This is a genomic window from Burkholderia sp. AU33803, assembly GCF_002223095.1.
Classification (GTDB): Bacteria; Pseudomonadota; Gammaproteobacteria; order Burkholderiales; family Burkholderiaceae; genus Burkholderia.
Map to the genome: position 1 here is coordinate 464,769 of NZ_NKFJ01000008.1, position 21,971 is coordinate 486,739.

The window sequence follows — 21,971 nt, forward strand, 5'->3', positions numbered from 1 at the left end:
TGCGCGGGAACCCGCTGCCGCTTCAATCGACGATGAACAGCCTGGCGCCGGCCCGGTTCGCGACGCAGTCGTCCGACGCCGGCAGCACGCATCACCCGGCCCCGTCGCGCCCCTTCGGAAACACGCCACGGCTCATCGCATCGAGCTGCCGCCCGATCTCCGCGCGCAATTCGGCGGAGATCTCGAGGCTGTCGAGCAGTTTCGAAATCCACAGCCCGTCGGCGGCGAGCCGGCAGATCATCAGCGTCGCGGCCTGCTCGAGCGGCACGGGGTCGGGCCGCGTCCATTCCCGCATCGGCACCGACCAGCGCGCGCGCGTGTCCTGGTCGGTAATCATCGACGCGACCAGCACGCGCAGCACGTCGGTACTCGCGACCGCATGCGACTCGTCGAGCACCGCATGCATGTAGGCCCGCGCCACCGCGCCGGCGCCCTCGGCATCCGCCGCCACCCGCGCGGCCATCTGCGCGGCGAACCGCTCGGTCGCCTGGCCGAACAGCGCATCCAGCAGCCCCTGCTTGTTCGCGAAGTGATACTGCAGCGCGCCTTTCGTCACGCCGGCCCGCTCGGCCACCGCATCGAGCGTCAACGCGGCCACGCCGTGATGTGTCGCGATTTCCGATGCAGCCGCCAGCAACTGCGCACGCACCTGATCCGGCGCTTTTTTCCGGCGCACGCCGGCGGTGGGGACGGCCGGCGCCGCTGCGGCTTCAGGCGCCCGCGCACCGGCCGTTCCAGCCGGTTCGACGGGCACGGACGCATCGTGCGGCGCGGGTTCGAGGTGTTTTTTCATGGTGCGGATGGTAGCACCCGGCGTCTCGATATAAACATTCCGGCCGGATGGTATGATCCGCCGCATGACTACAGCCACCCCCTCCCCCTGGTCCGCGCTCGACACCGCGATCGCCCGTGGACGCGACGCCCTCGTGCGTCTCCAGCAGCCCGACGGCAGCTGGTGTTTCGAACTCGAATCCGACGCGACGATCACCGCGGAATACATCTTGATGATGCATTTCATGGACAAGATCGACGACGTGCGCCAGGAGAAGATGGCGCGCTACCTGCGCGCGATCCAGCGGCTCGACACGCACGGCGCATGGGATCTGTACGTCGACGGCGATCCGGACGTGTCGTGCAGCGTGAAGGCGTACTTCGCGCTGAAGGCGGCCGGTGACAGCGAACATGCGCCGCACATGGTCCGCGCGCGCGACGCGATCCTGAAGCTCGGCGGCGCGGCCCGCGCGAACGTGTTCACGCGCATCCTGCTCGCGACGTTCGGCCAGGTGCCGTGGCGCGCGACGCCGTTCATGCCGATCGAGTTCGTGCTGTTCCCGAAGTGGGTGCCGATCTCGATGTACAAGGTCGCGTACTGGGCGCGCACGACGATGGTGCCGCTGCTCGTGCTGTGCTCGCTGAAGGCGCGCGCGCGCAATCCGCGCAACGTCTCGATCCGCGAGCTGTTCGTCACGCCGCCGGACGAGGAACGCCAGTACTTCCCGCCCGCGCGCGGCATGCGCAGGCTGTTCCTCGCGCTCGACCGCACGGTGCGCCACGTCGAGCCGCTGATGCCGAAGGGGCTGCGGCAGCGCGCGATCCGTCATGCCGAGGCGTGGTGCGCAGAGCGCATGAACGGCGAGGACGGGCTCGGCGGCATTTTCCCGCCGATCGTGTATGCCAACCAGATGATGCAGGTGCTCGGCTACCCGGACGACCATCCGCTGCGGCGCGATTGCGACAACGCGCTGGAGAAGCTGCTGGTCACGCGGCCGGACGGCAGCATGTACTGCCAGCCGTGCCTGTCGCCGGTGTGGGACACCGCGTGGAGCACGATGGCGCTCGAGCAGGCGCGCGGCGTGGCGGTGGCGGAAGACGGCGAGCCGGGCGACGCACGGCGCGCACTCGACGAACGCATCGCACGCGCATACGACTGGCTGGCCGAACGCCAGGTGAACGACCTGCGCGGCGACTGGATCGAGAACGCGCCGGCCGAGGTCCAGCCGGGCGGATGGGCGTTCCAGTACGCGAACCCGTACTACCCCGACATCGACGACACGGCGGTCGTCACCGCGATGCTCGATCGCCGCGGCCGCACGCATGCCAACGCGGACGGCACGAACCCGTATGCACCGCGCGTCGCGCGCGCGCTCGACTGGATGCGCGGGCTGCAATCGCGCAACGGCGGCTTCGCGGCATTCGACGCCGACTGCGACCGCATGTACCTGAACGCGATCCCGTTCGCCGACCACGGCGCGCTGCTCGATCCGCCGACCGAAGACGTGTCGGGCCGCGTGCTGCTGTGCTTCGGCGTGACGAAACGTGCGGACGAACGCGAGTCGGTCGCGCGCTGCATCGACTACGTGAAGCGCACGCAGCAACCCGACGGCAGCTGGTGGGGCCGCTGGGGCACGAACTACATCTACGGGACGTGGAGCGTGCTGGCCGGCCTCGCGCTCGCCGGCGAGGACAAGTCGCAGCCGTATATCGCACGCGCGATCGAATGGCTGCGCTCGCGGCAGCATGCGGACGGCGGCTGGGGCGAGACGAACGACAGCTACATCGACCCGAAGCTGGGCGGCACCAATGGCGGCGAGAGCACGTCGAACTTCACCGCGTGGGCGCTGCTCGCGCAGATGGCGTTCGGCGACTGCGAATCCGATTCGGTGAAGCGCGGCATCGCGTATCTGCAGTCGGTCCAGCAGGAAGACGGCTTCTGGTGGCACCGCTCGCACAATGCGCCGGGCTTTCCGCGCATCTTCTACCTGAAGTATCACGGCTATACCGCGTACTTCCCGCTGTGGGCGCTCGCGCGCTATCGGCGGCTGGCGGGCGCGGCGGCGGCGCGGGCGGCGGCCGCGCACGGTGCGACGGCAGTCAAGGCGGCGGCCACGGTGGTCGCCTGAGCGGTAACGTGACGGCGCAAGGCCGTCACACGAAACCCTCTTCGACCAGCGTGCAGCCGTGCGCCGTGATCTCGTGCCGCTGGCCCGAGCCGTCGACCACGCGGCTCCAGCTCTTCGACACGAGTACGGCCGCGGCGCCGTCGGCGTGCAGTGCATAGTCGAACCCGCCATACATGCCCGGCACCGCGAACCATACGCGTCCGGCCTGCGCGTCGAGTTCAAGCAGCGGCTCGAGTTCGGGCAGGCGCAGCGCGTCGACGCGCAGGTGTGCGATGCGGCCGAGCATCATCTCGTGGAAGTGGCGCTGGATGTCGCGCAGCGTTTCGGCGGGCACGAAGCGTCGCGGCTGCGGTGTCAGCAGATCGATCAGGTGCCGATGCCCGCGCTGCTCGGCTAGATCGACCGGGCGCGCACCCTGTGCATCGCGCAGCATGCGCCATGCGCCGAGCTGCAACAGTTCGGTGACGACTTCTTTCGGCGCACCGTTGTATGCAGCCTGGTGCAGCGGGGTATAAAGCGACTTCCCGCCAAGCCGTGTCGCGTTGACGAGCTTGTGCTCTTTTGCAATGCAGTCGAGCATCGTCGCCCAGTCGCCGTTGCGCGCCGCGTCGGCCAACGCGTGCCGGCTCGCGACCTGCGCGTCGTCGAGCACGCCGACGCCCGTGATTCCATCCCATGCGATGCTCAATTGGCTCTCCTCGTGTATCGGGCCGCGCTATCGTCGCGCGCGATCACGCAACACCCTTCCGGACCGACGACGCATCGAGCACGTCATGATCCAGCAGCAGGTTCAGCAACTGGCGGCGTGATTCAATGCCGAGCTTGGCAAACGCGCGCCGCGCGTAGGTATCGATCGACGACGGCTGGATGCCGAGTTCGAGCGCGATGTCCTGCGTCTTCCTGCCGCGAATGAGCCGCGCACACACCTCCGATTCGCGAGACGTCAGCTTCCCGAACACGTCGTTCAAGCGCCGTGCGGCACCGCTTTCCTGCGCGCGCGGCGCAGCCGCGTCCGCATCGGCCTGGCGATCGCCGACGATGCGCCGATGCGCGACCGCCAGCGGCAAGACGATCAGCGCGACATGCCGGACGATGCTCAGCTCCTTCAGCGAAAACGCCGGCAGTCGTCGCGCGCGGCACACCGACAGCGCATAGGTCAGCTCGTCCACACGATACGTGACCACGCACTCGTCGTGGATATCCTCGGAGTCGTAAAAGGCGCGGCGGATCTCGGGGTTCAGCCGCAGCGTCGAGAGCTGCAGCAGCTGCGTGTCGCGTTCGCCGCGGATGCAGTCGAACGTCGTGTCGATTCGCGCGAAATCGCGGTAATAGCGCGTCATCGTGCGCTCGATCTGGTCCGGATAGGTGCCGTAGCTGCCGATCCAGCCGACCCGGCGATCGTGCAGCGACTCGTCCTCGTAATCGAGATGAATGGAATCGCAATCGACGATGCGCGTCAGGTTCTCGAACACGACCGCGACGAAATCCGGCGAGCCGATCGCGGCGGCCACGGCCGACAGCGCCTCGGACATGAAGACGAGCTGGCCCAGCTGGATATCGATCGTCGTATCGGCGTCATGGTCGGTCATACGATGTACGGGAGAACGGGACGCCTACCGTTACCACGCCAAAAGTGCGCTGCCAATTCCCGCGCGCGGGTTTCCGGTGCATGCCGCAGACCCGCTGTACGGATTTCATGGACAGACACGCCAACAGCCGCCGCATACAGTCATCCCCGAGATTCGGTGAGGCCCGCCGGTGCGCGCACGTAGCACGGCGAACCGCCGCGAGCCTCGTCGACCGACCCGCGGCGCGCGTGCGCGATGCCGTGCGCCGCCCTCGTTTCGAAAGGGAGTGACCATGATCGTCCGCGCTTTCCGTCTCGCCTTCCCGGTTGCGATCGCAGCCGCCGCCTGTTTCGCGCCGCTGTCGGCGACACCCGCCCAGGCTTCCGATGCCGAACTGAACGTCTACAACTGGTCCGAGTACATCGCGAAAACCACGATCCCCGATTTCCAGAAGCAAACGGGCGTGCACGTGCGCTACGACGTCTACGACAGCGACGACACGCTGCAATCGAAGCTGCTGGCCGGCAGTTCCGGCTACGACATCGTCGTGCCGACCTCGAACTACATGGCCAAGCAGATCCAGGCCGGCGTCTACCAGAAACTCGACAAGTCGAAGCTGCCGAATCTCGCCAACCTCGATCCCGAACTGATGAAGAAGATCGCGGAATCCGATCCGGGCAACCAGTACGGCGTGCCGTGGGCCTATGGCACCGACGGTATCGGCTATAACGTGCAGGCGGTCAGGAAGGCACTCGGCGACGGCGCGCCGCTCGACAGCTGGGCATTGGTGTTCGATCCGGCCAACGTGGCGAAGCTGAAGGGCTGCGGCGTGTCGTTCCTCGATGCGCCGGACGACGTGTTCGCCGCCGCGCTCCAGTACATCGGCAAGGATCCGAACAGCAAGAACCCGGCCGACTACCACGCGGCGTTCGACATGCTGAAGAAGGTGCGCCCGTACATCACGCAGTTCAATTCGTCGGGTTACAACAACGATCTCGCGAACAACGACGTATGTGTCGTGCTGGGCTGGTCGGGCGACGTCAGCGTCGCGCGCCGCGAAGCGATCGCGGCGAAACGCGGCTACGAGATTCGTTATGCGAACCCGAAGGAAGGTGGCATCCTGTGGTTCGACGTGATGGCGATTCCGAAGGATGCGCCGCATCCCGAGGCCGCATTGCAATGGATCAACTACATCGAGGACCCGAAGGTCAACGCGGACATCACCAACGAGATCTACTACCCGAGCGCGAACAAGGCGGCCCATCAGTACGTGACGCCGGCCGTCGCGCACGATCCGAACGTGTACCTGTCCGCCGACGTGCTCGACAGGATGACACTCTCGAAGCCGCGTTCCGCCGACATCGCGCGACTCGAGAACCGCCTGTGGCAACAACTGAAAACCGGCAACTGACGAAGCTGCCGGCCAATATGGAATCATGCGAACGCGCCGTCGGCGCGTTCATTTCACGACGACGAAGGATGCCAGCCGTGCTCGACATTTCCACCATCACCGATGCCCTCACCCCCAATGGCGAACCCGTGCAATACCGCGTGCCGCCCGAGAAGCTGCTGGCGGGCGACCCGCTGCAGACGCTCACGCCCGGCTTCACGAGCCCGTGCGGCCGCTTCTCGACCGGCATCTGGGAAAGCACGCCTGGCCGGTGGCGGGTCGCATACACCGAAGCGGAATACTGCGAGATCCTGGCAGGCACGTCGGTGATCACCGATGAGGCAGGCAACGCGAAAACCCTGCGCGCCGGCCATCGCTTCGTCATTCCGCCGGGCTTTCGCGGCACGTGGGAAGTCGTCGAGCACACGCGGAAGATCTTCGTCGCGTACGAAGCGCAGCCGCAGGAATGAGCCGCCCCGGCCCCGGCGTCGGAAACGTTACCGCCCGCCGTCGAGCGCGCCGAGGATCCCGTACGCGGCCTTCACGCGGTCCTCGTTCGGATAGCTGCGGTTCGCGAGCATCACGATCGCGATCCGCTTCGACGGGACGAACGCGACATAGGTACTGAAGCCGTTGGTCGAGCCCGTCTTGTTGATCCACGTATCCGCGCTCGGCGCGAGCGGCGGCTTGATCGCGGCGGCCGGCAACCCGTCGCGCAACATCTTCATCGAGTTGCCTTCGAGCAGCGTCGGCAGCGCGACCGGATACGGGTACTGCTCCCAGATCAAGTCCTGCGTCAGCGGCCCCGCGCGGAAATAGCCGGTGTGCGTGCGTTCGAGCGCGCGCTGCAGGCGCGGCGCGGTCTCGATCAGCCCCATGTTCGCCTGCACGAAGCGCAGCAGGTCGGCCGCCGTGGTCCGCACGCCGTAGGCCGGCTGCCACAGCATGCCGCCCGTCATCCGGATCGGCTTGCCGTCCTGCGTATAGCCCTGCGCATAATCGGCCTGGCGTGCTTCCGGCACGTTGATGTACGTGTGCGTCATCCCGAGCGCGGGAAAGAGCCGCTGCTCCATCAGCACCGCGAAATCCTTGTGCATCGCCTTCGCGGTGAGCCACCCGAGCATGCCGACCGACACGTTCGAATACGTCCGGTACGTACCCGGCGCGTGTGCGGGCCGCCACGCGCCGAGATAGCGGATCAGGCCCGCGTCGTCGCGGATGCTGTCCGGCACCTGCACGGGCATGCCGCCGGACGTGTGCGTGCCGAGATCGCGCAGCGTCACGACACCGAACGGCTTGCCCTGCAGCGCGGGAAGGTATTTGCCCACCGGGTCGGCCAGCGACAGTTCGCCGCCTTCCTGCGCATCGGCCGCGAGTGTCGCGGTCAGCGTCTTGCTGACGGAGCCGATTTCGAACAGCGTATCGCCGGTGACGGGCTTGCCCGATTGCGTCGACATCACGCCATAGTCAAACACGTAGGGCTTGCCGTCGGCGACGATGCCGATCGCCATGCCGGGAATCGCGTACTGCTTCATCAGCGGCGCGATGTGGCGGGTGACGGTGTCGCGGAGTTCGTCCTGGGTGACGGCGGCCGCGCGGCCGGCCGTGGCGGTAGCGCACGCGGCGACGAACAGGGTCGCGGCGAAGCGTGTCGCGTTGAATCGCATGGTTGCGGTTCCTTCGAGTTCTGATGGTTGCGTGGACAACGGATCCGGCCGTGCCGTGCGGTAGTCGCAGTGGCCGGCCAGCCGAAGCAGGACTATCCGCTGTCGATCGGCCGCCAACAATCGACGATATGTTGCGCGAGCCGAAAGAAAAACTTATGAGATACGCGAAGGACTGCTTTGGCGTGATGCCATTGCCGAACCGCTCGTCGTTTTGCCGGAAAAACCTGTCGGTTTTAACAGCATGCAATCCGGCGGCCGAATCGCACCGCATCGAAAATCGGTGAAAAAGAGATAAGTCTTGTCAGATCCCGATGCGCTGGCGCATCGCGCGATTGATTCACCCGCGCGGATCGCAGTAGACTCGCGGAAGCAAAAAATAAAATCCATCCTGAGAGAACCAATGAATCGCCATTCGCTGATCGCCTGCTCCCGCGTCATGGGCTGTCGCCCGGTCGCGTGATTTTCACGCATCGACCGCTCCGCAGCGGGTACACGCCACGCCGCCGCGCGCCACGTGCGCGCCCGTTCGCCGCATCGCCCGCCAGCCGAAAGAACCGCCAGGGTCCCGCGCGCAAGGCCCGCGCACGCCCTGCCTGACCGGAGAGCAACCCCGTGACCGAAACCGTGGCCGCGTCGGCCTATCGGCCGCGCGATGTCGTCAATGCGCCCGACATCAAGGCGGCCATCGCCCGCCGCAGCGCCGAGCGCGGCGATCCGGCCGACATCCGCGCGTGGCTCGGCAACCACTTCTTCCGCTGGGTCGTCGGCGCGTTCGAGCAGGCGCAGCCGCTCGATTCGCTTGCCGACTACCGCGCGCTCGCCGGCACCGACCGGCCGGCGCCCGACTGGCTCGTGCGCCGGTTCCGTCCGCAACCGGCCTCCGGCGCGGCGACCGATCCGGCGCCGCTGCCGGCCGTCGAACCCAAGCCGCTCTACTTCATCGATCCCGAGCACATGCTGCTGACCGACCGCGAGCGCGTGCTGGTCGAATTCCTGCGCTCGCGCGCCGGCACGCGGCTCGCGCAGAAGCTGCAGCGCATCACGTGCGCCATGGCGCTCGACATGTGGGAGCGCGAGCACCAGCGCATGCAGGCGCGTCGCGACAAGGGCTGGGTGCCGAGCAGCGGCCTCGCGCTGCGTGAGGTGCTGCGCACACCGAACGGGATCGTGTTCGAATTCGCGGGCGACCACGCGGCGCTGCGCGAGGAACTCGCCTACGAGTCGTACTACATGCAGCACTGCCTGGGCCAGTTCGCGGATCGCCGCCGGCTGCGCGGCGGCTACGGCGAACAGTACGCGCAAGCCGCGCAGGAGGGCCGGCTGCGCCTGTTCACGCTGCGCGGCGCGGGCAACCAGCCGCACGTGACGATCAGCCTGCAGGTGACCGGCAACGGCCTGCGCATCGACCAGATCAAGGGCAAGCAGAACCGCCATCCGGTGCGCCGCTACGCCGACGACGTCCGCCAGTTCCTGCGCGCGCTCGCGCCGCGCGGCGAACGGCATCCCGATTGCGAAGGCATGGGGCTCGTGTTCGAACCGGACACGCCGGGCGCGGGCACCGGCGAATGGACTTTCGTCACCGACGTGCGCTCGCCCGACCATCTGCTGAGCGTGATGAGCGAGAACTTCCACCTGATCGAGCATTTCCCGCAGCCGCCAGCGGTACTCCAATGGCTGCTGCTGCGCAACGCGCCCCATGCGCTTGGCCAGCTTCGGCAAATCGATCCGGCCGTTGCAGCGGCCGCGCGCCACGCATTGCCGGCCGATGCGCTGCCGGCCGCGCAAGCGCCCGGCAGCGCACCGCCGGTCACCACCGCGTTCGAGATCGAAGGCATCGCGATCGATCCCGCGCTGTGCGCGACGTTCGCGTTGCCTGCACCGGCAGACGGGAGCGCGCCATGCTGAAATGGCTGATCGGCGCAGCCGTGCTGTGGGTCGTGTGGTACGTGTGGCGGTCGGTCCGGGTCGCGGCGCGGATGGTGCGCGAAGTCGACGCCGACCAGGTCGCGGGCGCCGACGCCGCGGTCACGGTCCGGCAGACCGCCGCCGTCAAGCTCGCCCAATCACTGGCCGAGCAGGCGCCGCCGAACCGCCGCCGCTGGTCGCTTGCACTCGCCGACATCCTGCTGATCCGCAACGGGCTGCGCTGCGATTGCGACGCGCTCGTGTACGCACTGCCCGACGCGCAGCGCGACAAGCTCGCCGCCCAGTTGCGGCGCGAACTCGACCTGCCGGCCGACCTGCCCGAGTGGCAGGTCGTGCAGCGCGTGCCGGCCATCCTCGCCGGCTGGATACGCGGCGTCGGCCGCTCGCACGAAGGCTTCTACGAACAGCTCGCCGCCGAAGGCCGCGTGCGCGATGCGCTGGCGTTCGATTGCGCGCGTACCGCGTTTCTCGTGCGCTGCATCGCATTGCTCGGCTGGGCGTCCGAACAGCATGCGTGGGTGGTATTGCTGCTCAATGCCCAGCGCGCGCAGGACAGCTTCGACAGCTGGGAAGACTTCGGGCTCGCGTATGCACGCGCGCGCCAGCACTGGCTGCGCGGCAGCGGCCAGGACGGCCCCGCGTCGTCGCGTGCGACCCAGGAAGTGCGCGAGCACCTGCGCAATCCGTCCGGAAACTGGCTTTCGCTGCCGTGGAAGCGCTACCGCATCTTCGACCCCCAACCCGTTTCGTCATGACCGCCGACACCGACATGTCCTCCGTTCCCGCCGACCTGATTCCGCCCGCGAAATCCCGCTGGTTCATCTGCGACGTCGACGCGCTGCTGCGCGCAGGCGAGTTTGCCGCGCTCGACACGCAGCTCGATGCCGCGCTCGCCGCGAGCTTCACCGACCGCACCGCCGAAGCGCGGTACGTCGACGCACTGCCGGCCGATGTGCAACCCTGCATCGAAGCTGGCGCGGAAGGCCTCGCGCGCCTGCGCGCATGGCAGGCCGCGAATCCACGCTCCGCCCATGCGTGGCTGTGCGAAGCGCACTACTGGCACCACTGGGCGTACGAGTATCGCGGCGGCGGCTGGGCCGAGACGGTGACCGAAGCCGGCTGGATCGGCGCACATGCGTGCGCGGCACTGACGATCGTCGCCGCGCTGCGCGCGCTGGTGCTCGCGCCGACGATGTGGAGCGCGCCGAAGGTGATCTTCACGAGCGTGTCGTCGTTCGGCGAGCCCGAGTGGCTCACGCAGCTCGTACGCGAGCGCCGCTGGCCCGTCACCGAACTGCACCTGAACGTCGGCGCCGAAGACGAAGCCACGCGCGCCGAACTGCAGCGCATGCTCGTGCGCTCGGGACTGAATCCCGACGAGCCGGTCGCCTGCCCGGCGGAATTTCCCGACGCGCTGCCCGGCCCCGTCCAGGGCAAGAAGCTGCGCAAGGAAAAGTGGTACTGGATGGAGGCGACGCTGCACATCCACCCGACCCAGTACTTCTCGATGCGCACGTTCATCTGGTACATGCAGCCGCGCTGGGGCGGCTCGCACGATCACGTCCGCGCCTTCATCGATTCCGATGCGTGCGCGCACCTCGACGCGGTCGAGAAGGACCGGCTGCGCCACGAGATCTGGCGCGACGAGTATTACGGCGAGACGCTGGATTCGGATGACGACGACGACACCGTACGCCGCGCGATGGCCGCGACGCTCGCCCGCGCGAACGCCGCGCTGCATCCGTATCACCGCTGGGAGACGCTGCACTGGCTCGCGCGCAGCCATTTCATGCGCAACGAAGACGAACAGGCATACGCCCGCCTGCAGGAAGCCGAACGCAACGAGCCTATCGACGACAACCGCGCGATGGCGATGGGTTTGCGGCTGACGCTCGCCCTCGATCCGCATGGCGACTGGCTGACCGGCGCGATCCAGCGTGCGTCGGACGCACGCGCCTGCACGGCGGCGATGATCCTGCGCGGCTACGCGCATCGCACGGGCACGTTCGGCTTCGCCCAGGACGACGCGCGCGGCGCTGCATGGCTGGAAGCCGCGCGCCTGAACGAGCCCGGCTCGCTCGCATGGAACCAGCTCGCCACCGCGATGGAGGATGGAAACCGGCGCCCGGCCGATGCCTTTGCAATCTGCCAGCTCGGCTACGAGGCGGGCGGAAATTCATGTGGCTACCTGCTCGGCTGCTTCTACAGGGACGGCACGCATGTCGAAGCCGACCCGTACCGCGCCGCCCACTTCTTCCGCGAGTCGATGGAGGCCGGCGGCAACGTGGCCGCTTATAAACTGGGATACACGTACCACCACATCGGCCAGACCAGCACGGATCGGGCCGAACGCGCGCGCATGCAGGTCGAGGCCGTCGAGGCCGCGCGCAAGGCGCACGAGATGGGGCATACGGATGCGCTCGAGAGCATGCTGATGTTCATCAGCGACATCGAGGATCATACGTTGCGCCATCGCTATCTCGACGAACTGCGCCAGCATGCCGAAGCGGGCCATCCGGCCGCGATGGCCACGCTGTCGTTCTGCCTCGCCGACATCGGCGACAAGTCGCTCTACGACTATCGCGAAGGCGTGCGCTGGATCATGGGCGCCCAGGCGATCGCACCGGACGACGAGTTCGTGCGTACCATCACGCGCATCAGCTACGAGGACGGCATGCTCTCGAGGCTGCGGTTCAAGATGCAGCGCAAGCAGATCAAGGCGCACGAGATTCCCGGCGCCGACAACGCGATGGTCTGAACCCCGGGCGGCAAATGCGCGCGCCCGGGGCCGGGCCGCGCGCGCCGTCCGAATCTCGATGGGACGGTCAGCCCGTGGTCGTCCCGCGCATTACCCCGGCAGCCGGTCGAGAAACGCCAGCATCGCCGCGTTGAACCGCTCGGGCCGCTGCAGCGGCGCGAAATGGCTCACGCCGGGGAGGGTCGTCAGCGTCGCGCCCGGAATCGTGCGCGCCAGGTACGCCGCGTGCTCGGGCCGGATGAATTCGTCGTGCTCGCCCAGCACGATCGTCACCGGCACGGCGATCGCCGCGAGATCCTGCGCGCGGTAATCCGGTTGCGTGCGCATCATTTCGCTGACCGCCGCGACGAACGCGTCGAACTGGTCCGGCGTCGCGGACAATGCTGCGTAGTCCTTGCGGTGCCGCGCGAAGCAGCGGTCGAGCAGCGGGCTCGGCACGATCTCCTTCGTCCCGCCCGGGTCCATGTTGCACGCGAAGAAGAACACGCCGGCCGCCCGTTCCGGCGCGCGGTCGGCCAGCACGAGCGCGATGCACGCACCGTCGCTCCAGCCGACGAAGCGCGCACGGTCGACGTGCAGCGCGTCGAGGACCGCCAGCACGTCGGAGGCCATGCGTTCGTAGGAATAGGGTTCGTCGTCGCGCGTGCTGCGGCCGTGGCCGCGGCTGTCGATCACGATCGCGCGGTAGCCGGCCGCGAGCAGCGCCGGCACCTGGTTGCCCCAGTTGCCGCTGTGGCCGAGGCCGCCGTGCAGCAGCACGACCGCCGGGCCATGGCCGAACGACGCGTGCCAGATGCGCGCGCCGTCGTGTTCCAGCCATCCCTGTTCATCAGCCGCCGGCAGCGGCGTGCCGCCTTGCGACTCGAAGCGGGCGAGATCGTCGTCGTTGAATTCCGCATGCATCGTTCAGCCGTCCTGTCGAGGGAGACGTGCTCACGATTGTAATGCGTGCGGCCGACCCGGCCGCGACCGGTCAGGCCTGCGTCGACACCAGCCCGCCCGCCTGCGAGCCGCCCGATTTCTGGATCGCCGCCGCGAGTTGCGAGATCGCGGTCGACAGCGCCCCCGAGATCGCGCTGGCTTGCGCGCTCAACGATTGCTGTTCGATCGCCGCGGCCGGGTCGTCCTTCGCGCGCTGGCTCGCGCTCGCCATCTGCTGCTCCAGTGCCGCGAGCTGCTTCTGCAGCCGCTCGATCAGCGCCTTCAACTGGCTGACCGCCGGGTCGTCCGACGACGCACCCGATGCGCCGAGCGTTTCGCCGGTGGCGCCGGTCGCATCCTTCGTGCCGGCGGTGGCGGGCGCACTCGTAGCACCCGAGGTACTCGTCGCGCCAGCGGTGGATGACGTTGCGGTGGGCGCGGCGGACGTCGTCGCCGCAGCTCCGGACGAAGCATTCGCGTTCAGGTTGCTGTCCGCCAGCGGCGAGCGTGTGGTCGTGGAGAAATCGATCTGCATCGTGTCGGTCCGTATGTCGGTAAGCGAATCGTGACTGGGATGAAACTGCCTTCCAACTCGTTTACGGCATTCGTCACACGAAACTTGAGTATCGGGGACGGACTGATTTAGCCGAAGATCGACCGGTTTTAGCCACGAAAGGGCCAGATTGACGGCCCGGCGGCGCTGGTAAAATCGCCGCTTCGCCAGCGGGATCCGCGCACCGATCGCCTCCGGGCACGTGCGCGCAACGCCGCCGGCTTCGACTCCCGCCCTTCCGGGCGCGGCACGCGGCACGTGCCGGCGCCGCGGTCGCGGCTGCGCGGGTCGCCTTTTTCGTCCGCCGGTGTGCCTCGCTCGCCCTGTCGAGCGGCGAGCACCATGCGGCGCGCACGCACTTCATCACGCATTCGAGGAACCCACGATGGCCCGCATCGGCGCCTTCTGCATCACGACGTGGCTTGCCGCCGCGATTCTCTACTTCGGCCAGCACTCCGTCGCGATGATCGTATTGAGCGGTGTCGTCGTATTCGGCGGGTTCGATCTGCTTCGCCCGTAAGCGCGCGGGCTCGACACGTTTCTCGATCCGTCACGGCCGGCCTGCCTGAAGCGAACGCCGCGGGCTTTCGACCCGGCGCGTCACCGGCTCACTCCCGCTTGGCGCGCCTTCACGCAACCCACCCCTCCGTCAGCAGGCCGCGAACGTCGGCACCGTCGGCGCGCGCTCGTTGAACACGACCGGCACGCCGCCGAGCCCCAGCCGGCAGTTCGGGCGATCGAGCCGCCACCCGTCGACGCGCAGCGTGATGCGCGACACCGGCGCGCCGCCCGCGTGCGGCAGGCCGATCGTGATCTGCCGCTTCCCGCCGGGGATCAGGTTCAGGGAGTTGTCGCTGTAGAACGCCGGCAGCACAAGCGCGCCGGTCGACGGATCGAATAACCGGCGAGCGCTGCGCTGTACGACAGGAATTTCCGGCGCGATGTCGATTGCATGGTGTCATGCTCCCGGATGGCGTCGTCTCGACGGGCGCGCAGGGTGGCCCCTGCGCGTCATGCCCGCTTGGGTTTATCGCGCACCGTCCTCGCGCATGCGCATCGCCGCTGCCGACCCGCCGGCCGTCATCTGCGTGTAGTCCGCGTTCGGCCCGGACGGCGGCGTCAGGTTGTCGGCGGCCGCCCAGTGCGTCGGCGTCGCGGACAGCGCGTAGTTCATCGTCCCGCCATTGGCGATCTTGCCCAGCGGCAACCATGACCCCGCGTAATCCGCGCCATTGACCTTCAGCGACTGGATATACGCGAACGACGGGCGCCCCGCGCTGTCCATCGCGACCTGCTTGTCGCTTTCGAGCCGCAGCGTCTTGCCGTTGCCGAACCACACCGTGATCCCGCTGAACTGCGGCGTGGACAGCGCGAGCCCCGCCTCCGACGGAATGACCGGGAACATCCCGAGCGCCGCCCACACGTACCAGCTCGACGTCGCGCCCATGTCGTCGTTGCCCGGCAGCCCGTCGCGAGCGGTCGTGAACGCCTTCGACATGATGATCGGGAGAACGTACTGTGCGCCGCTCGGCTGCCCGGCCCAGTTGTACCCCCACGGCGACTGGAACGACGGTTCGTTGCCGATGTACAGGGTGTTCGACGATTCGCCGCCGTTCAGGCTGCTGGAGGACGGCACGGTCGAGAACGGTGTCGTGATCGCGAACAGGTTGTTCAGCCGCGTGACGGCCGCCTGCTTGCCGCCGATCGCATCGATCAGCGCGCTCCAGTCCTGCGCGAAGGTCCAGAAGTAGTTCGGTTCCGTCGATTCGTGGAACGAACCCTGCACGAGCGTGCCCAGCGTACCGGGCGCCGAGCCGGCCGGCGGCGCGTTGCGCGCGGCGATCACCTTGTTCGTGTAGTCGAAGATGTTGCGCCACCACCCGGCGCGCGTGTACAGCGTGCCGATGTTGTCCGGCGTTACCCCGACCGACGGCGCGTTCAGTACGCTCGCGGGCAGCGCCTGCAGGAACGCAGCCGCCGAGCGGTCGCTCAGCACGCGCTCGATGGTCGCCGACGACGAGTGACCGTCATCGCCCTGCGACAGGTAGTGGGCCGTCAGGAAATTGGCGAGGCCCGCCGCGCTCGCGCGGTCGTTGCAGGCGCTGGACGAATCGAACACCGACTGCTTCGTCAGGCGGGCAGCCGATACGAGGTCGAAATCGGTCGCGCCGAACTTGTACGCGCCGGCAATCACGTTCAGCGCATTGTCGCCCGCCATCGGCGTGGAGTCGTCGCTGCCGTCGACCCAGTGCGGGAACGCACCGCACTGCAACCCGTCGACGACGAGCGACTGCATCATGTCGCTCGATTCCTTCGGTGCGAGCAGCGCCAGCAACTGCGCCTGCGACCGGTACGTGTCCCACAGCGAGAAACCCGTGTAGTGGTTGCCCGCGCCGCCCAGCGATCCGTCGGCGCGCCGGAATGCGTAATCGCCAACCTTCGCCGTCGCACGCGCCGGAATGGTGCCGGTCTGGTCGACCGACTTCGGATAGCTGCCATCCGCGTTCCTGGGCTGGCGCATGCTGCGGAATTCGCCGTTCGTGTCGCTGTAGAGCGTCGGCGTGCCGAACACGCGATAGAGCGCGGTGTAGAACTTCGTCAGGTTCGCCTTCTGCGTCGCGTTCAGCGCTGCGGGCGTCGCGGCCTGGTCGATCTGGATCGTGTTGAGGCGGTCATTCCACGAGCCGGATGCGTTCTTGCGTGCGTCGTCGAATGCGAGCGTCTCGCCCTCGGCCTTCAGGTTCGCCTGCGCATTCTGGACGCTGACGGACGACACCCCGACTTTCACGGTGACGGCCCGGTCCGCGTCGGTCAGGTCGAACTGCAGCGTCGCCGCGCCGTTGCTGGCAGTATTCACCGCGGAGGTGCCCGCCTGCTTGCGCAGCGGCTTGTCGAAGGTCGCGTAGAAATACACGGGCGCATTCCACACCGTGCCGTACGGCGTGCAGAACGCGGGCGCCACGGCCTGCCCGCTCATCGACTTGCCGTCGCTCGCGAGCGCCAGCGCGACGTGGTTCGCGGTGACCTTCGTGCTGCCCGAATCGCTGTTGCCGTTCAGCTTCGCGTCGATCGAGAAGAAGCCCTTGTCCTTGTTCGTGTACGTGAAGCGCGCGATGCCGGTGCGCGCGGTCGCGCTCAGCTCCGTCACGATGCCGTTCGCGAGACGCACCTTGTAGTACCCGGGTTCAGCCGTTTCATCCGCGTAGCGGTATCCGATGCCGTTCGGCCGGCCGCCCGATGCCACGGCCGTCGCCGCGTCGGTCGGCAGCATCGCGACCGTGCCCTGCCCCGGGCACCCGACACCGCTCAGGTGCGTCACGCTGAAGAAGTCGATCGTGCCGCCCGACCCGCCCGACGACAGGTAGCCGCCCGAGCCGTTGAAGTCGTAGCGCGGCGTGTTCGGCCCGAAATTCACCATCCCGAACGGCACCATCGCGCCCGGGCTCACGTTGCCCGCGTAGCCGGAATCCGCATTGACCTGCGTTCCGATCAATGGATTGACGAACTGCGTCAACGCCATGTCGGTGCGCTTCGGCGGGGCCGGTTGCGACGGTTGCGACGTTCCCGCCGTCGGCGGCACGGTCGACGGCGTGTCGCCTGCGCCGCTGCTGGGTGCCTGGACACTGTTCACGTCGTCGCCGCCACACGCGGCCAATGCCGCGCAAGCCAGTGCGGCGACGAGCAAGAGTCGTGGATTTTTCATATTTTCGTTTAGTACCGTTAATTAAAACGATGGATCCGGCGCCGATGATCATCCGGCACGCCGCCCGGCTTGCGGCCTTGCGCGGCACATCGATGCCGCGCGGCGCGACGTCGGCTGGTCCCCCCAAGCGACGTCACGCTGACTTTCACATGTGAGCAGCCGGCGACGATCGTTGCTGCCGCAACCGTCGCCTCCACCGCCCTGACTCCCGGAACGTCACATGCTTCCCACGGGCTTACAGTGCCGCAACGACTGTTTATTCACTACAGGAAGTTTCCCGAATTTTCAGTTTGTTTAACTAAACAATACGGGTTTAAGTGGCTTTGGGTACAAAGTTCCGCCCTTTGTTGCGTTGCAATGGCGGCGCACAGGAGGTGTGCTTTGACGGGCGCCCGGCGAACCCGGGCGCCGCATGAACCTGCGAAACTGAACGAGTCGAGGCCGTGCGCGTCAGCGCGGCAACGTCCTCAACGAAGACGGGCCGCCCGTCAGCGCGATCCGCTTGCCCGTATCGCGCAGCTTGCCGCCTTCGACCGAATAAAGCGCCAGCTGCCGTTCGACGTTGAACTGCACGATCACGTGCCGGCTGTCGGCGGTGAACACGATGCCTTGCGCGGCTTCGCCGCCCGGCAATTCGCTCACCTTCACGGCCTGCCCGTTACGGATCTCGAACAGCAGCACCTTGCCGATCTTGTGGCGGCCCGGGTTGTCGGCCATCAGGTTCGAGCCGTCCATCGCCTGCACGGCGATCCACTTGCCGTTCGGCGAGATCGCGACGCCTTCCGGCAACGACGGCACCGTCAGGTACTGGACCGTGCGGAACGGCACGCGCGACACGTCGATCAGCGCGACCGAATCGGCGTCGCCCGCCAGCGTGCCCGTATAGCCCGGCAGCCCCGCGAGCCCGACGTTGCTGACGACGGCCCAGCGGTTGTCGCTCGACACGTCGATCGTGTAAGGCGCGACGCCGGTGCTCAGGCGCGACACGCTGTCGGTCACCTTGCCGTCGTCGACGTTCAGCACCGCGATGCCCTGCTCGTCGCGCAGCGACACGAGCGCATGCTTGCCGTCATGGGTGAAGCTGATCCCGGCCAGCCGCTTCTTGCCGATCTTCAGGTTGCCGTCGAGCGTCACGTTCGTGCCGTCGATGCGCAGGATCGACACGCTGCCGTCGACGTTCGCGACCAGCGCGAGCTTTCCCGAGCGGTCGATCGCGATCCCTTGCGGATGCGTGCCGAGCTCGATGCGCGTGATCGACGGCGGTGCGGCTTCGAGATTCACGACCTGCAGGAACGTGTCGAACACGAGCTGCTTCGCGGCCGCGTCGTAGCGTGTCGGCGCGCCGACGAGCGCAAGCTTCGCGTCGGGCGTGATCGCGACGGCCTGCGGCGGCCCCTGGATGCCGTTCTCGACGTCGACCTGCAGCGCGACCTTCGGCGGGAACGTGCTGGCGTCGAGCAGCGTCAGCGTGTCGGCGGGCGGCGACGCCAGATAGGTGTCGCGCCCCTCGACGCGCTGGTACTTGCCGTCGTTGCCGGACACGATCCAGTCGGCGGCGTGGGCGGCGACGGCCGTCGTGGCGAGGGTCAGCGCGGCGAGCAGGCGCGCGCTGCGCGGGCGAAAAGGATTCGAATGCATGTCGGTCGATTCTCCGGATCGGTTGCGGACACAATGGATGGCATCGACCCTGCTGCTCGACGGGTCGGTGCCATCGCATGATGCCCGAAAGCCGGCAAATCCGGCGTCTCGCGCCCGGTCCGCTTCCGTCACGCCATCCGTCGCGCGCCGGACGACGGCCATTCGCCCACCTCATCGAGCGGATACACGGGCCGCGCCAGCCGCTCGTAATGGAACAGCCCGTAGTCCGAACCCGTCACGCCGCGGCTGTCGCACTCGACCAGCGCGGCCGCGATCGGCACGAATACCGGCCGGCAATACATCCGCGACTTCAGCAGCAGGAAGCGCGCGCGGCGCGGATCGACGCCGACGCTCTCGAACACGCCGAGATCCCACGGCTCCTGCGTCCGCTCGGTGATGACGAGCGTGGCCGCGCCGATGTCGAGCACGGCCGTGCGGCCCATGTACGCGCGCTGCCCCGTATAAGTGGGCCCCGTGATCACGTATTCGCCGTCGGTGAGCGCGCGCACGACGCCGGTCGCGCGAAACGGCTCGCGCCGCACGCCGCCGTGTGACGGCATGCGGTTGCCGACCGATACGGTGACGGTCGCGCCGACACCCGCGTCGATCAGCGCCGCGACGGCTTGCGGGTCGCACAGCGGCCCGCTGACGATACCGTCGAGCCCGTGCGCGAGCGCGGCCTCGAGCAGGTCCATCGTGTCGCATGGGCCGCCCGACATGCAGTTGTCGCCATGATCGAGCATCAGCACGGGGCGATCCGCGCCGCGCGCGAGCGCAGCGGCCTGCGCAACCGATTCGGCGAGCGGCGCGCTGCGATACACGAAGTCGTCGCGCGCGTCCCAAATTTGCCGCGCGATACGCTCGGCCACCGCGTCGGCGGCGGCCCGGTCGCCATCGGCCACCACCACCACGCTGATGCACGGCGCGGGAATGTCCGCGAGCGAGAAGCCGGGCAGCACCGATACCGCGAGCAACCCGTCGGCCTCGGCCGCGCGCGCGGCCTCCACCGCGCGCCGCATCGCGCCTTCCGCGCTCGCGCTGCGCAGCGTCGACGTCATCAGCGGCGGCTGCCGCCACGCGAGCACGGGCCGCGCGCGGCCGTGCAGCCGGTCGAGCAGCACGCGTGCCGCATGCTCGCCCGTCTCGTACATATCGACGTGCGGGTAAGTCTTGAAGCTGACGATCACATCCGCGTGATCGACCATCTTCTGCGTGACGTTCGCATGCAGGTCGAGCGCGACCGCGATCGGCACGCCGGGCAGCGCTGCGCGCACGCGCTCGAGCAGGTCGCCTTCGCCGTCCGCGCTCTGCTCGGCGACCATCGCGCCGTGCAGGTCAAGCATCACCGCATCGCAACCGGGCGCCGCCGCGACGATCGCGTCGCAGATCGCCGCATACGCGTCGGCCGCGACCGGTCCGCTCGGGTTCGCGGCCGCTGATACCGGCGTCACGATCTCGGCGCCTTCACGCTCGGCCGCGTCGAGAAACGCGGCCATCGCGGTGCGCATCCCGCGATTCGCGCGATAGGCGTCGTCGCCCCAGTCCGGGCCGTTGCGGCCGAACGCGGCAAGCGGCGTCGGCACCGGCGAGAACGTGTTGGTCTCATGGTTCATCCGCGCGATCAGGATCTTCATCGTGCGCGGCCCTCCGCGATCCCGGCGGCACCGAGCATCGCGTGCAGCAACACGTTGCAGCCGGCTTCCAGGTGGACCGGATCGGCGTCTTCGATCTCGTTGTGGCTGATTCCGTCCTTGCACGGCACGAAGATCATCGCGGTCGGCGCCACGCGTGCGAGATACACGGCGTCGTGGCCTGCGCCGCTGATCACGTTCATCGACGACAGCCCGAGCGCGTGCGCGCCCGCACGAACCTGCTCGACCAGCGCCGGATCGAACGGCTGCGGCGGGAAGCACACCACTGCCGCGATGTCGATCTGCATTCCGGCTGCCGCCCCCAGGTTGGCACATGTCGCGCGCAATTCCGCGTCCATCTCCGCCAGCGTCGCATCGTCGGCTGCGCGCAGGTCGACGGTCAGCGTCACGCGGCCCGGAATCACGTTGCGCGAATTCGGGTACACGTCGACCCAGCCGACCGTGCCGCGTCCATGCGGCGGATGCGCACACGCGATGTCGTTCACCTTGCGCACGAGATCGGACGCGACGAGCAGCGCGTCACGCCGCAGGGCCATCGGCGTCGGGCCGGCGTGCGCCTCCATGCCGTGCACGGTCACGTCATACCAGCGCTGCCCGAGCGCGCCCTCGACCACGCCGATCGTCGTGTCGTGCGCCTCCAGCACCGGGCCCTGCTCGATATGCGCTTCGAAATACGCGCCGACCGGATGCGCGCCGCGCCCGTCGTTCGCATCGCCCGCATAGCCGATCGCGGCCAGCGCGTCGCGCACCGACACGCCGTCGCGGTCGCATTGCGCGAGCGCATGGTCGAGCGTGAACGCGCCCGCGAACACGCCGGAACCCATCATCACGGGCACGAAGCGCGACCCTTCCTCGTTGGTCCACACCGCGACCTCGAGCGGCGCCCGCGTGCGCACGCCCGCATCGTCGAGCGTACGCAGCACTTCGAGGCCCGCGAGCACGCCGTAGTTGCCGTCGAACTTGCCGCCGGTCGGCTGCGTGTCGATGTGGCTGCCCGTCGTCACGGGCGGCAGGTCGTCGCATTCGCCCGCGCGCCGCGCGAAGATGTTGCCGATCGCGTCGACGCGCACCGTGCAGCCGATTTCCTTCGCCCACGCGGCGAACAGGTCGCGTGCCTCGCGATCGAGGTCGGTGAGCGCGAGGCGGCACACGCCCCCTTTGTCGGTCGCGCCGATCCGCGCGAGACGCATCAGGCTGTCCCATAGCCGCGCGCCGTCGACGCGCAAGCCGGACGCCGCGACGCCCGGTGTCGAATCCTGAACTTGCATCGATGGAATTCCTCGCAATGAAAGGGC

Annotated in this window: 19 protein-coding genes; 7 read left to right on the plus strand and 12 right to left on the minus strand. The window is 68.1% G+C overall.

Annotated features, from left to right (window positions below):
• Nucleotides 1-91 precede the first annotated feature (91 nt).
• A complete protein-coding gene (locus CFB41_RS33585) occupies nucleotides 92-793 on the minus strand; it encodes a TetR/AcrR family transcriptional regulator (RefSeq protein WP_089459577.1) in 702 nt (233 codons plus the stop codon).
• A gap of 52 nt (nucleotides 794-845) precedes the next feature.
• Here CFB41_RS33585 and shc point away from each other — a divergent pair, with 52 nt between their 5' ends.
• Nucleotides 846-2,900, plus strand: a complete 2,055-nt coding sequence (gene shc / locus CFB41_RS33590; RefSeq protein ID WP_089459578.1) for a squalene--hopene cyclase — start codon at nucleotides 846-848, stop codon at nucleotides 2,898-2,900.
• Nucleotides 2,901-2,925: 25 nt separating this feature from the next.
• Here shc and CFB41_RS33595 read toward each other — a convergent pair whose 3' ends face one another.
• The gene (locus CFB41_RS33595; RefSeq protein WP_089459579.1) at nucleotides 2,926-3,588 is read right to left on the minus strand and encodes an ankyrin repeat domain-containing protein; all 663 of its coding nucleotides are present in this window, start codon (nucleotides 3,586-3,588) and stop codon (nucleotides 2,926-2,928) included.
• Nucleotides 3,589-3,631: 43 nt separating this feature from the next.
• Nucleotides 3,632-4,489, minus strand: coding sequence for a helix-turn-helix transcriptional regulator (locus tag CFB41_RS33600; protein WP_089459580.1), 858 nt, complete (start codon nucleotides 4,487-4,489; stop codon nucleotides 3,632-3,634).
• 271 nt (nucleotides 4,490-4,760) lie between these two features.
• Here CFB41_RS33600 and CFB41_RS33605 point away from each other — a divergent pair, with 271 nt between their 5' ends.
• Both CFB41_RS33605 and CFB41_RS33610 read left to right on the plus strand, forming a co-directional pair.
• Nucleotides 4,761-5,879, plus strand: coding sequence for a polyamine ABC transporter substrate-binding protein (locus CFB41_RS33605; protein ID WP_089459581.1), 1,119 nt, complete (start codon nucleotides 4,761-4,763; stop codon nucleotides 5,877-5,879).
• A 77-nt stretch (nucleotides 5,880-5,956) separates the two neighbouring features.
• The gene (locus CFB41_RS33610; protein WP_373558639.1) at nucleotides 5,957-6,328 is read left to right on the plus strand and encodes a cupin domain-containing protein; all 372 of its coding nucleotides are present in this window, start codon (nucleotides 5,957-5,959) and stop codon (nucleotides 6,326-6,328) included.
• Between the two features lie 27 nt (nucleotides 6,329-6,355).
• Here the strand turns inward: CFB41_RS33610 and ampC are convergent, their stop codons facing one another.
• Together ampC and CFB41_RS37910 are read right to left on the minus strand one after the other, a co-directional pair.
• The gene (ampC, locus tag CFB41_RS33615; protein ID WP_089459583.1) at nucleotides 6,356-7,525 is read right to left on the minus strand and encodes a class C beta-lactamase; all 1,170 of its coding nucleotides are present in this window, start codon (nucleotides 7,523-7,525) and stop codon (nucleotides 6,356-6,358) included.
• Between the two features lie 153 nt (nucleotides 7,526-7,678).
• Complete coding sequence (locus CFB41_RS37910) at nucleotides 7,679-7,996, minus strand: hypothetical protein (protein WP_144029985.1); 318 nt, start codon at nucleotides 7,994-7,996, stop codon at nucleotides 7,679-7,681.
• Nucleotides 7,997-8,137: 141 nt separating this feature from the next.
• On the opposite strand from CFB41_RS37910, the gene CFB41_RS33620 reads away from it, so the two are divergent.
• The 3 genes from CFB41_RS33620 to CFB41_RS33630 are packed head-to-tail and all read left to right on the plus strand — an operon-like array spanning nucleotide 8,138 to nucleotide 12,209.
• Nucleotides 8,138-9,430: a hypothetical protein gene (locus CFB41_RS33620; protein WP_089459584.1), complete on the plus strand. Its 1,293-nt coding sequence runs from the start codon at nucleotides 8,138-8,140 to the stop codon at nucleotides 9,428-9,430.
• Nucleotides 9,424-10,206, plus strand: coding sequence for a DUF1266 domain-containing protein (locus CFB41_RS33625; protein WP_089459585.1), 783 nt, complete (start codon nucleotides 9,424-9,426; stop codon nucleotides 10,204-10,206). Before CFB41_RS33620 ends, CFB41_RS33625 begins: the two co-directional genes overlap by 7 nt.
• A gap of 14 nt (nucleotides 10,207-10,220) precedes the next feature.
• Complete coding sequence (locus tag CFB41_RS33630; protein ID WP_256941343.1) at nucleotides 10,221-12,209, plus strand: DUF4034 domain-containing protein; 1,989 nt, start codon at nucleotides 10,221-10,223, stop codon at nucleotides 12,207-12,209.
• 90 nt (nucleotides 12,210-12,299) lie between these two features.
• Here the strand turns inward: CFB41_RS33630 and CFB41_RS33635 are convergent, their stop codons facing one another.
• On the minus strand, nucleotides 12,300-13,112 hold the full coding sequence (locus CFB41_RS33635; protein WP_089459587.1) for an alpha/beta fold hydrolase: 813 nt from the start codon (nucleotides 13,110-13,112) through the stop codon (nucleotides 12,300-12,302).
• A 70-nt stretch (nucleotides 13,113-13,182) separates the two neighbouring features.
• The gene (locus tag CFB41_RS33640; RefSeq protein ID WP_089459588.1) at nucleotides 13,183-13,665 is read right to left on the minus strand and encodes a hypothetical protein; all 483 of its coding nucleotides are present in this window, start codon (nucleotides 13,663-13,665) and stop codon (nucleotides 13,183-13,185) included.
• 403 nt (nucleotides 13,666-14,068) lie between these two features.
• Between CFB41_RS33640 and CFB41_RS38850 the strand changes: the two genes are divergently transcribed.
• Nucleotides 14,069-14,203 carry a hypothetical protein gene (locus tag CFB41_RS38850; protein ID WP_006767081.1) on the plus strand — a complete coding sequence of 45 codons (135 nt, stop codon included), beginning with the start codon at nucleotides 14,069-14,071 and terminating at the stop codon, nucleotides 14,201-14,203.
• A gap of 129 nt (nucleotides 14,204-14,332) precedes the next feature.
• On the opposite strand, the gene CFB41_RS33650 is transcribed toward CFB41_RS38850, so the two are convergent.
• The 5 genes from CFB41_RS33650 to CFB41_RS33670 form a co-directional block, all read right to left on the minus strand.
• Nucleotides 14,333-14,632 carry a hypothetical protein gene (locus tag CFB41_RS33650; RefSeq protein WP_306427076.1) on the minus strand — a complete coding sequence of 100 codons (300 nt, stop codon included), beginning with the start codon at nucleotides 14,630-14,632 and terminating at the stop codon, nucleotides 14,333-14,335.
• A 78-nt stretch (nucleotides 14,633-14,710) separates the two neighbouring features.
• Entirely contained in the window at nucleotides 14,711-17,386 is a 2,676-nt protein-coding gene (locus CFB41_RS33655) for a glycoside hydrolase domain-containing protein (protein ID WP_089459589.1), read from the minus strand.
• A 450-nt stretch (nucleotides 17,387-17,836) separates the two neighbouring features.
• The gene (locus CFB41_RS33660) at nucleotides 17,837-19,024 is read right to left on the minus strand and encodes a YncE family protein (RefSeq protein WP_089459590.1); all 1,188 of its coding nucleotides are present in this window, start codon (nucleotides 19,022-19,024) and stop codon (nucleotides 17,837-17,839) included.
• A 128-nt stretch (nucleotides 19,025-19,152) separates the two neighbouring features.
• Complete coding sequence (locus tag CFB41_RS33665; protein ID WP_089459591.1) at nucleotides 19,153-20,658, minus strand: M81 family metallopeptidase; 1,506 nt, start codon at nucleotides 20,656-20,658, stop codon at nucleotides 19,153-19,155.
• Nucleotides 20,655-21,944 carry a Zn-dependent hydrolase gene (locus CFB41_RS33670; RefSeq protein WP_089459592.1) on the minus strand — a complete coding sequence of 430 codons (1,290 nt, stop codon included), beginning with the start codon at nucleotides 21,942-21,944 and terminating at the stop codon, nucleotides 20,655-20,657. The genes CFB41_RS33665 and CFB41_RS33670 overlap by 4 nt, the downstream gene beginning before the upstream one ends.
• Nucleotides 21,945-21,971 lie beyond the last annotated feature (27 nt).

Coding starts and splice junctions, on each gene's coding strand:
- CFB41_RS33585 (WP_089459577.1), bottom strand. CDS start 793: ATGAAAAAACACCTCGAACCCGCGCCGCACGATGCGTCCGTGCCCGTC.
- shc (WP_089459578.1), top strand. CDS start 846: ATGATCCGCCGCATGACTACAGCCACCCCCTCCCCCTGGTCCGCGCTC.
- CFB41_RS33600 (WP_089459580.1), bottom strand. CDS start 4,489: ATGACCGACCATGACGCCGATACGACGATCGATATCCAGCTGGGCCAG.
- CFB41_RS33605 (WP_089459581.1), top strand. CDS start 4,761: ATGATCGTCCGCGCTTTCCGTCTCGCCTTCCCGGTTGCGATCGCAGCC.
- ampC (WP_089459583.1), bottom strand. CDS start 7,525: ATGCGATTCAACGCGACACGCTTCGCCGCGACCCTGTTCGTCGCCGCG.
- CFB41_RS37910 (WP_144029985.1), bottom strand. CDS start 7,996: ATGCGTGAAAATCACGCGACCGGGCGACAGCCCATGACGCGGGAGCAG.
- CFB41_RS33625 (WP_089459585.1), top strand. CDS start 9,424: ATGCTGAAATGGCTGATCGGCGCAGCCGTGCTGTGGGTCGTGTGGTAC.
- CFB41_RS33630 (WP_256941343.1), top strand. CDS start 10,221: ATGTCCTCCGTTCCCGCCGACCTGATTCCGCCCGCGAAATCCCGCTGG.
- CFB41_RS33635 (WP_089459587.1), bottom strand. CDS start 13,112: ATGCATGCGGAATTCAACGACGACGATCTCGCCCGCTTCGAGTCGCAA.
- CFB41_RS33640 (WP_089459588.1), bottom strand. CDS start 13,665: ATGCAGATCGATTTCTCCACGACCACACGCTCGCCGCTGGCGGACAGC.
- CFB41_RS38850 (WP_006767081.1), top strand. CDS start 14,069: ATGGCCCGCATCGGCGCCTTCTGCATCACGACGTGGCTTGCCGCCGCG.
- CFB41_RS33655 (WP_089459589.1), bottom strand. CDS start 17,386: ATGAAAAATCCACGACTCTTGCTCGTCGCCGCACTGGCTTGCGCGGCA.
- CFB41_RS33660 (WP_089459590.1), bottom strand. CDS start 19,024: ATGCATTCGAATCCTTTTCGCCCGCGCAGCGCGCGCCTGCTCGCCGCG.
- CFB41_RS33665 (WP_089459591.1), bottom strand. CDS start 20,658: ATGAAGATCCTGATCGCGCGGATGAACCATGAGACCAACACGTTCTCG.
- CFB41_RS33670 (WP_089459592.1), bottom strand. CDS start 21,944: ATGCAAGTTCAGGATTCGACACCGGGCGTCGCGGCGTCCGGCTTGCGC.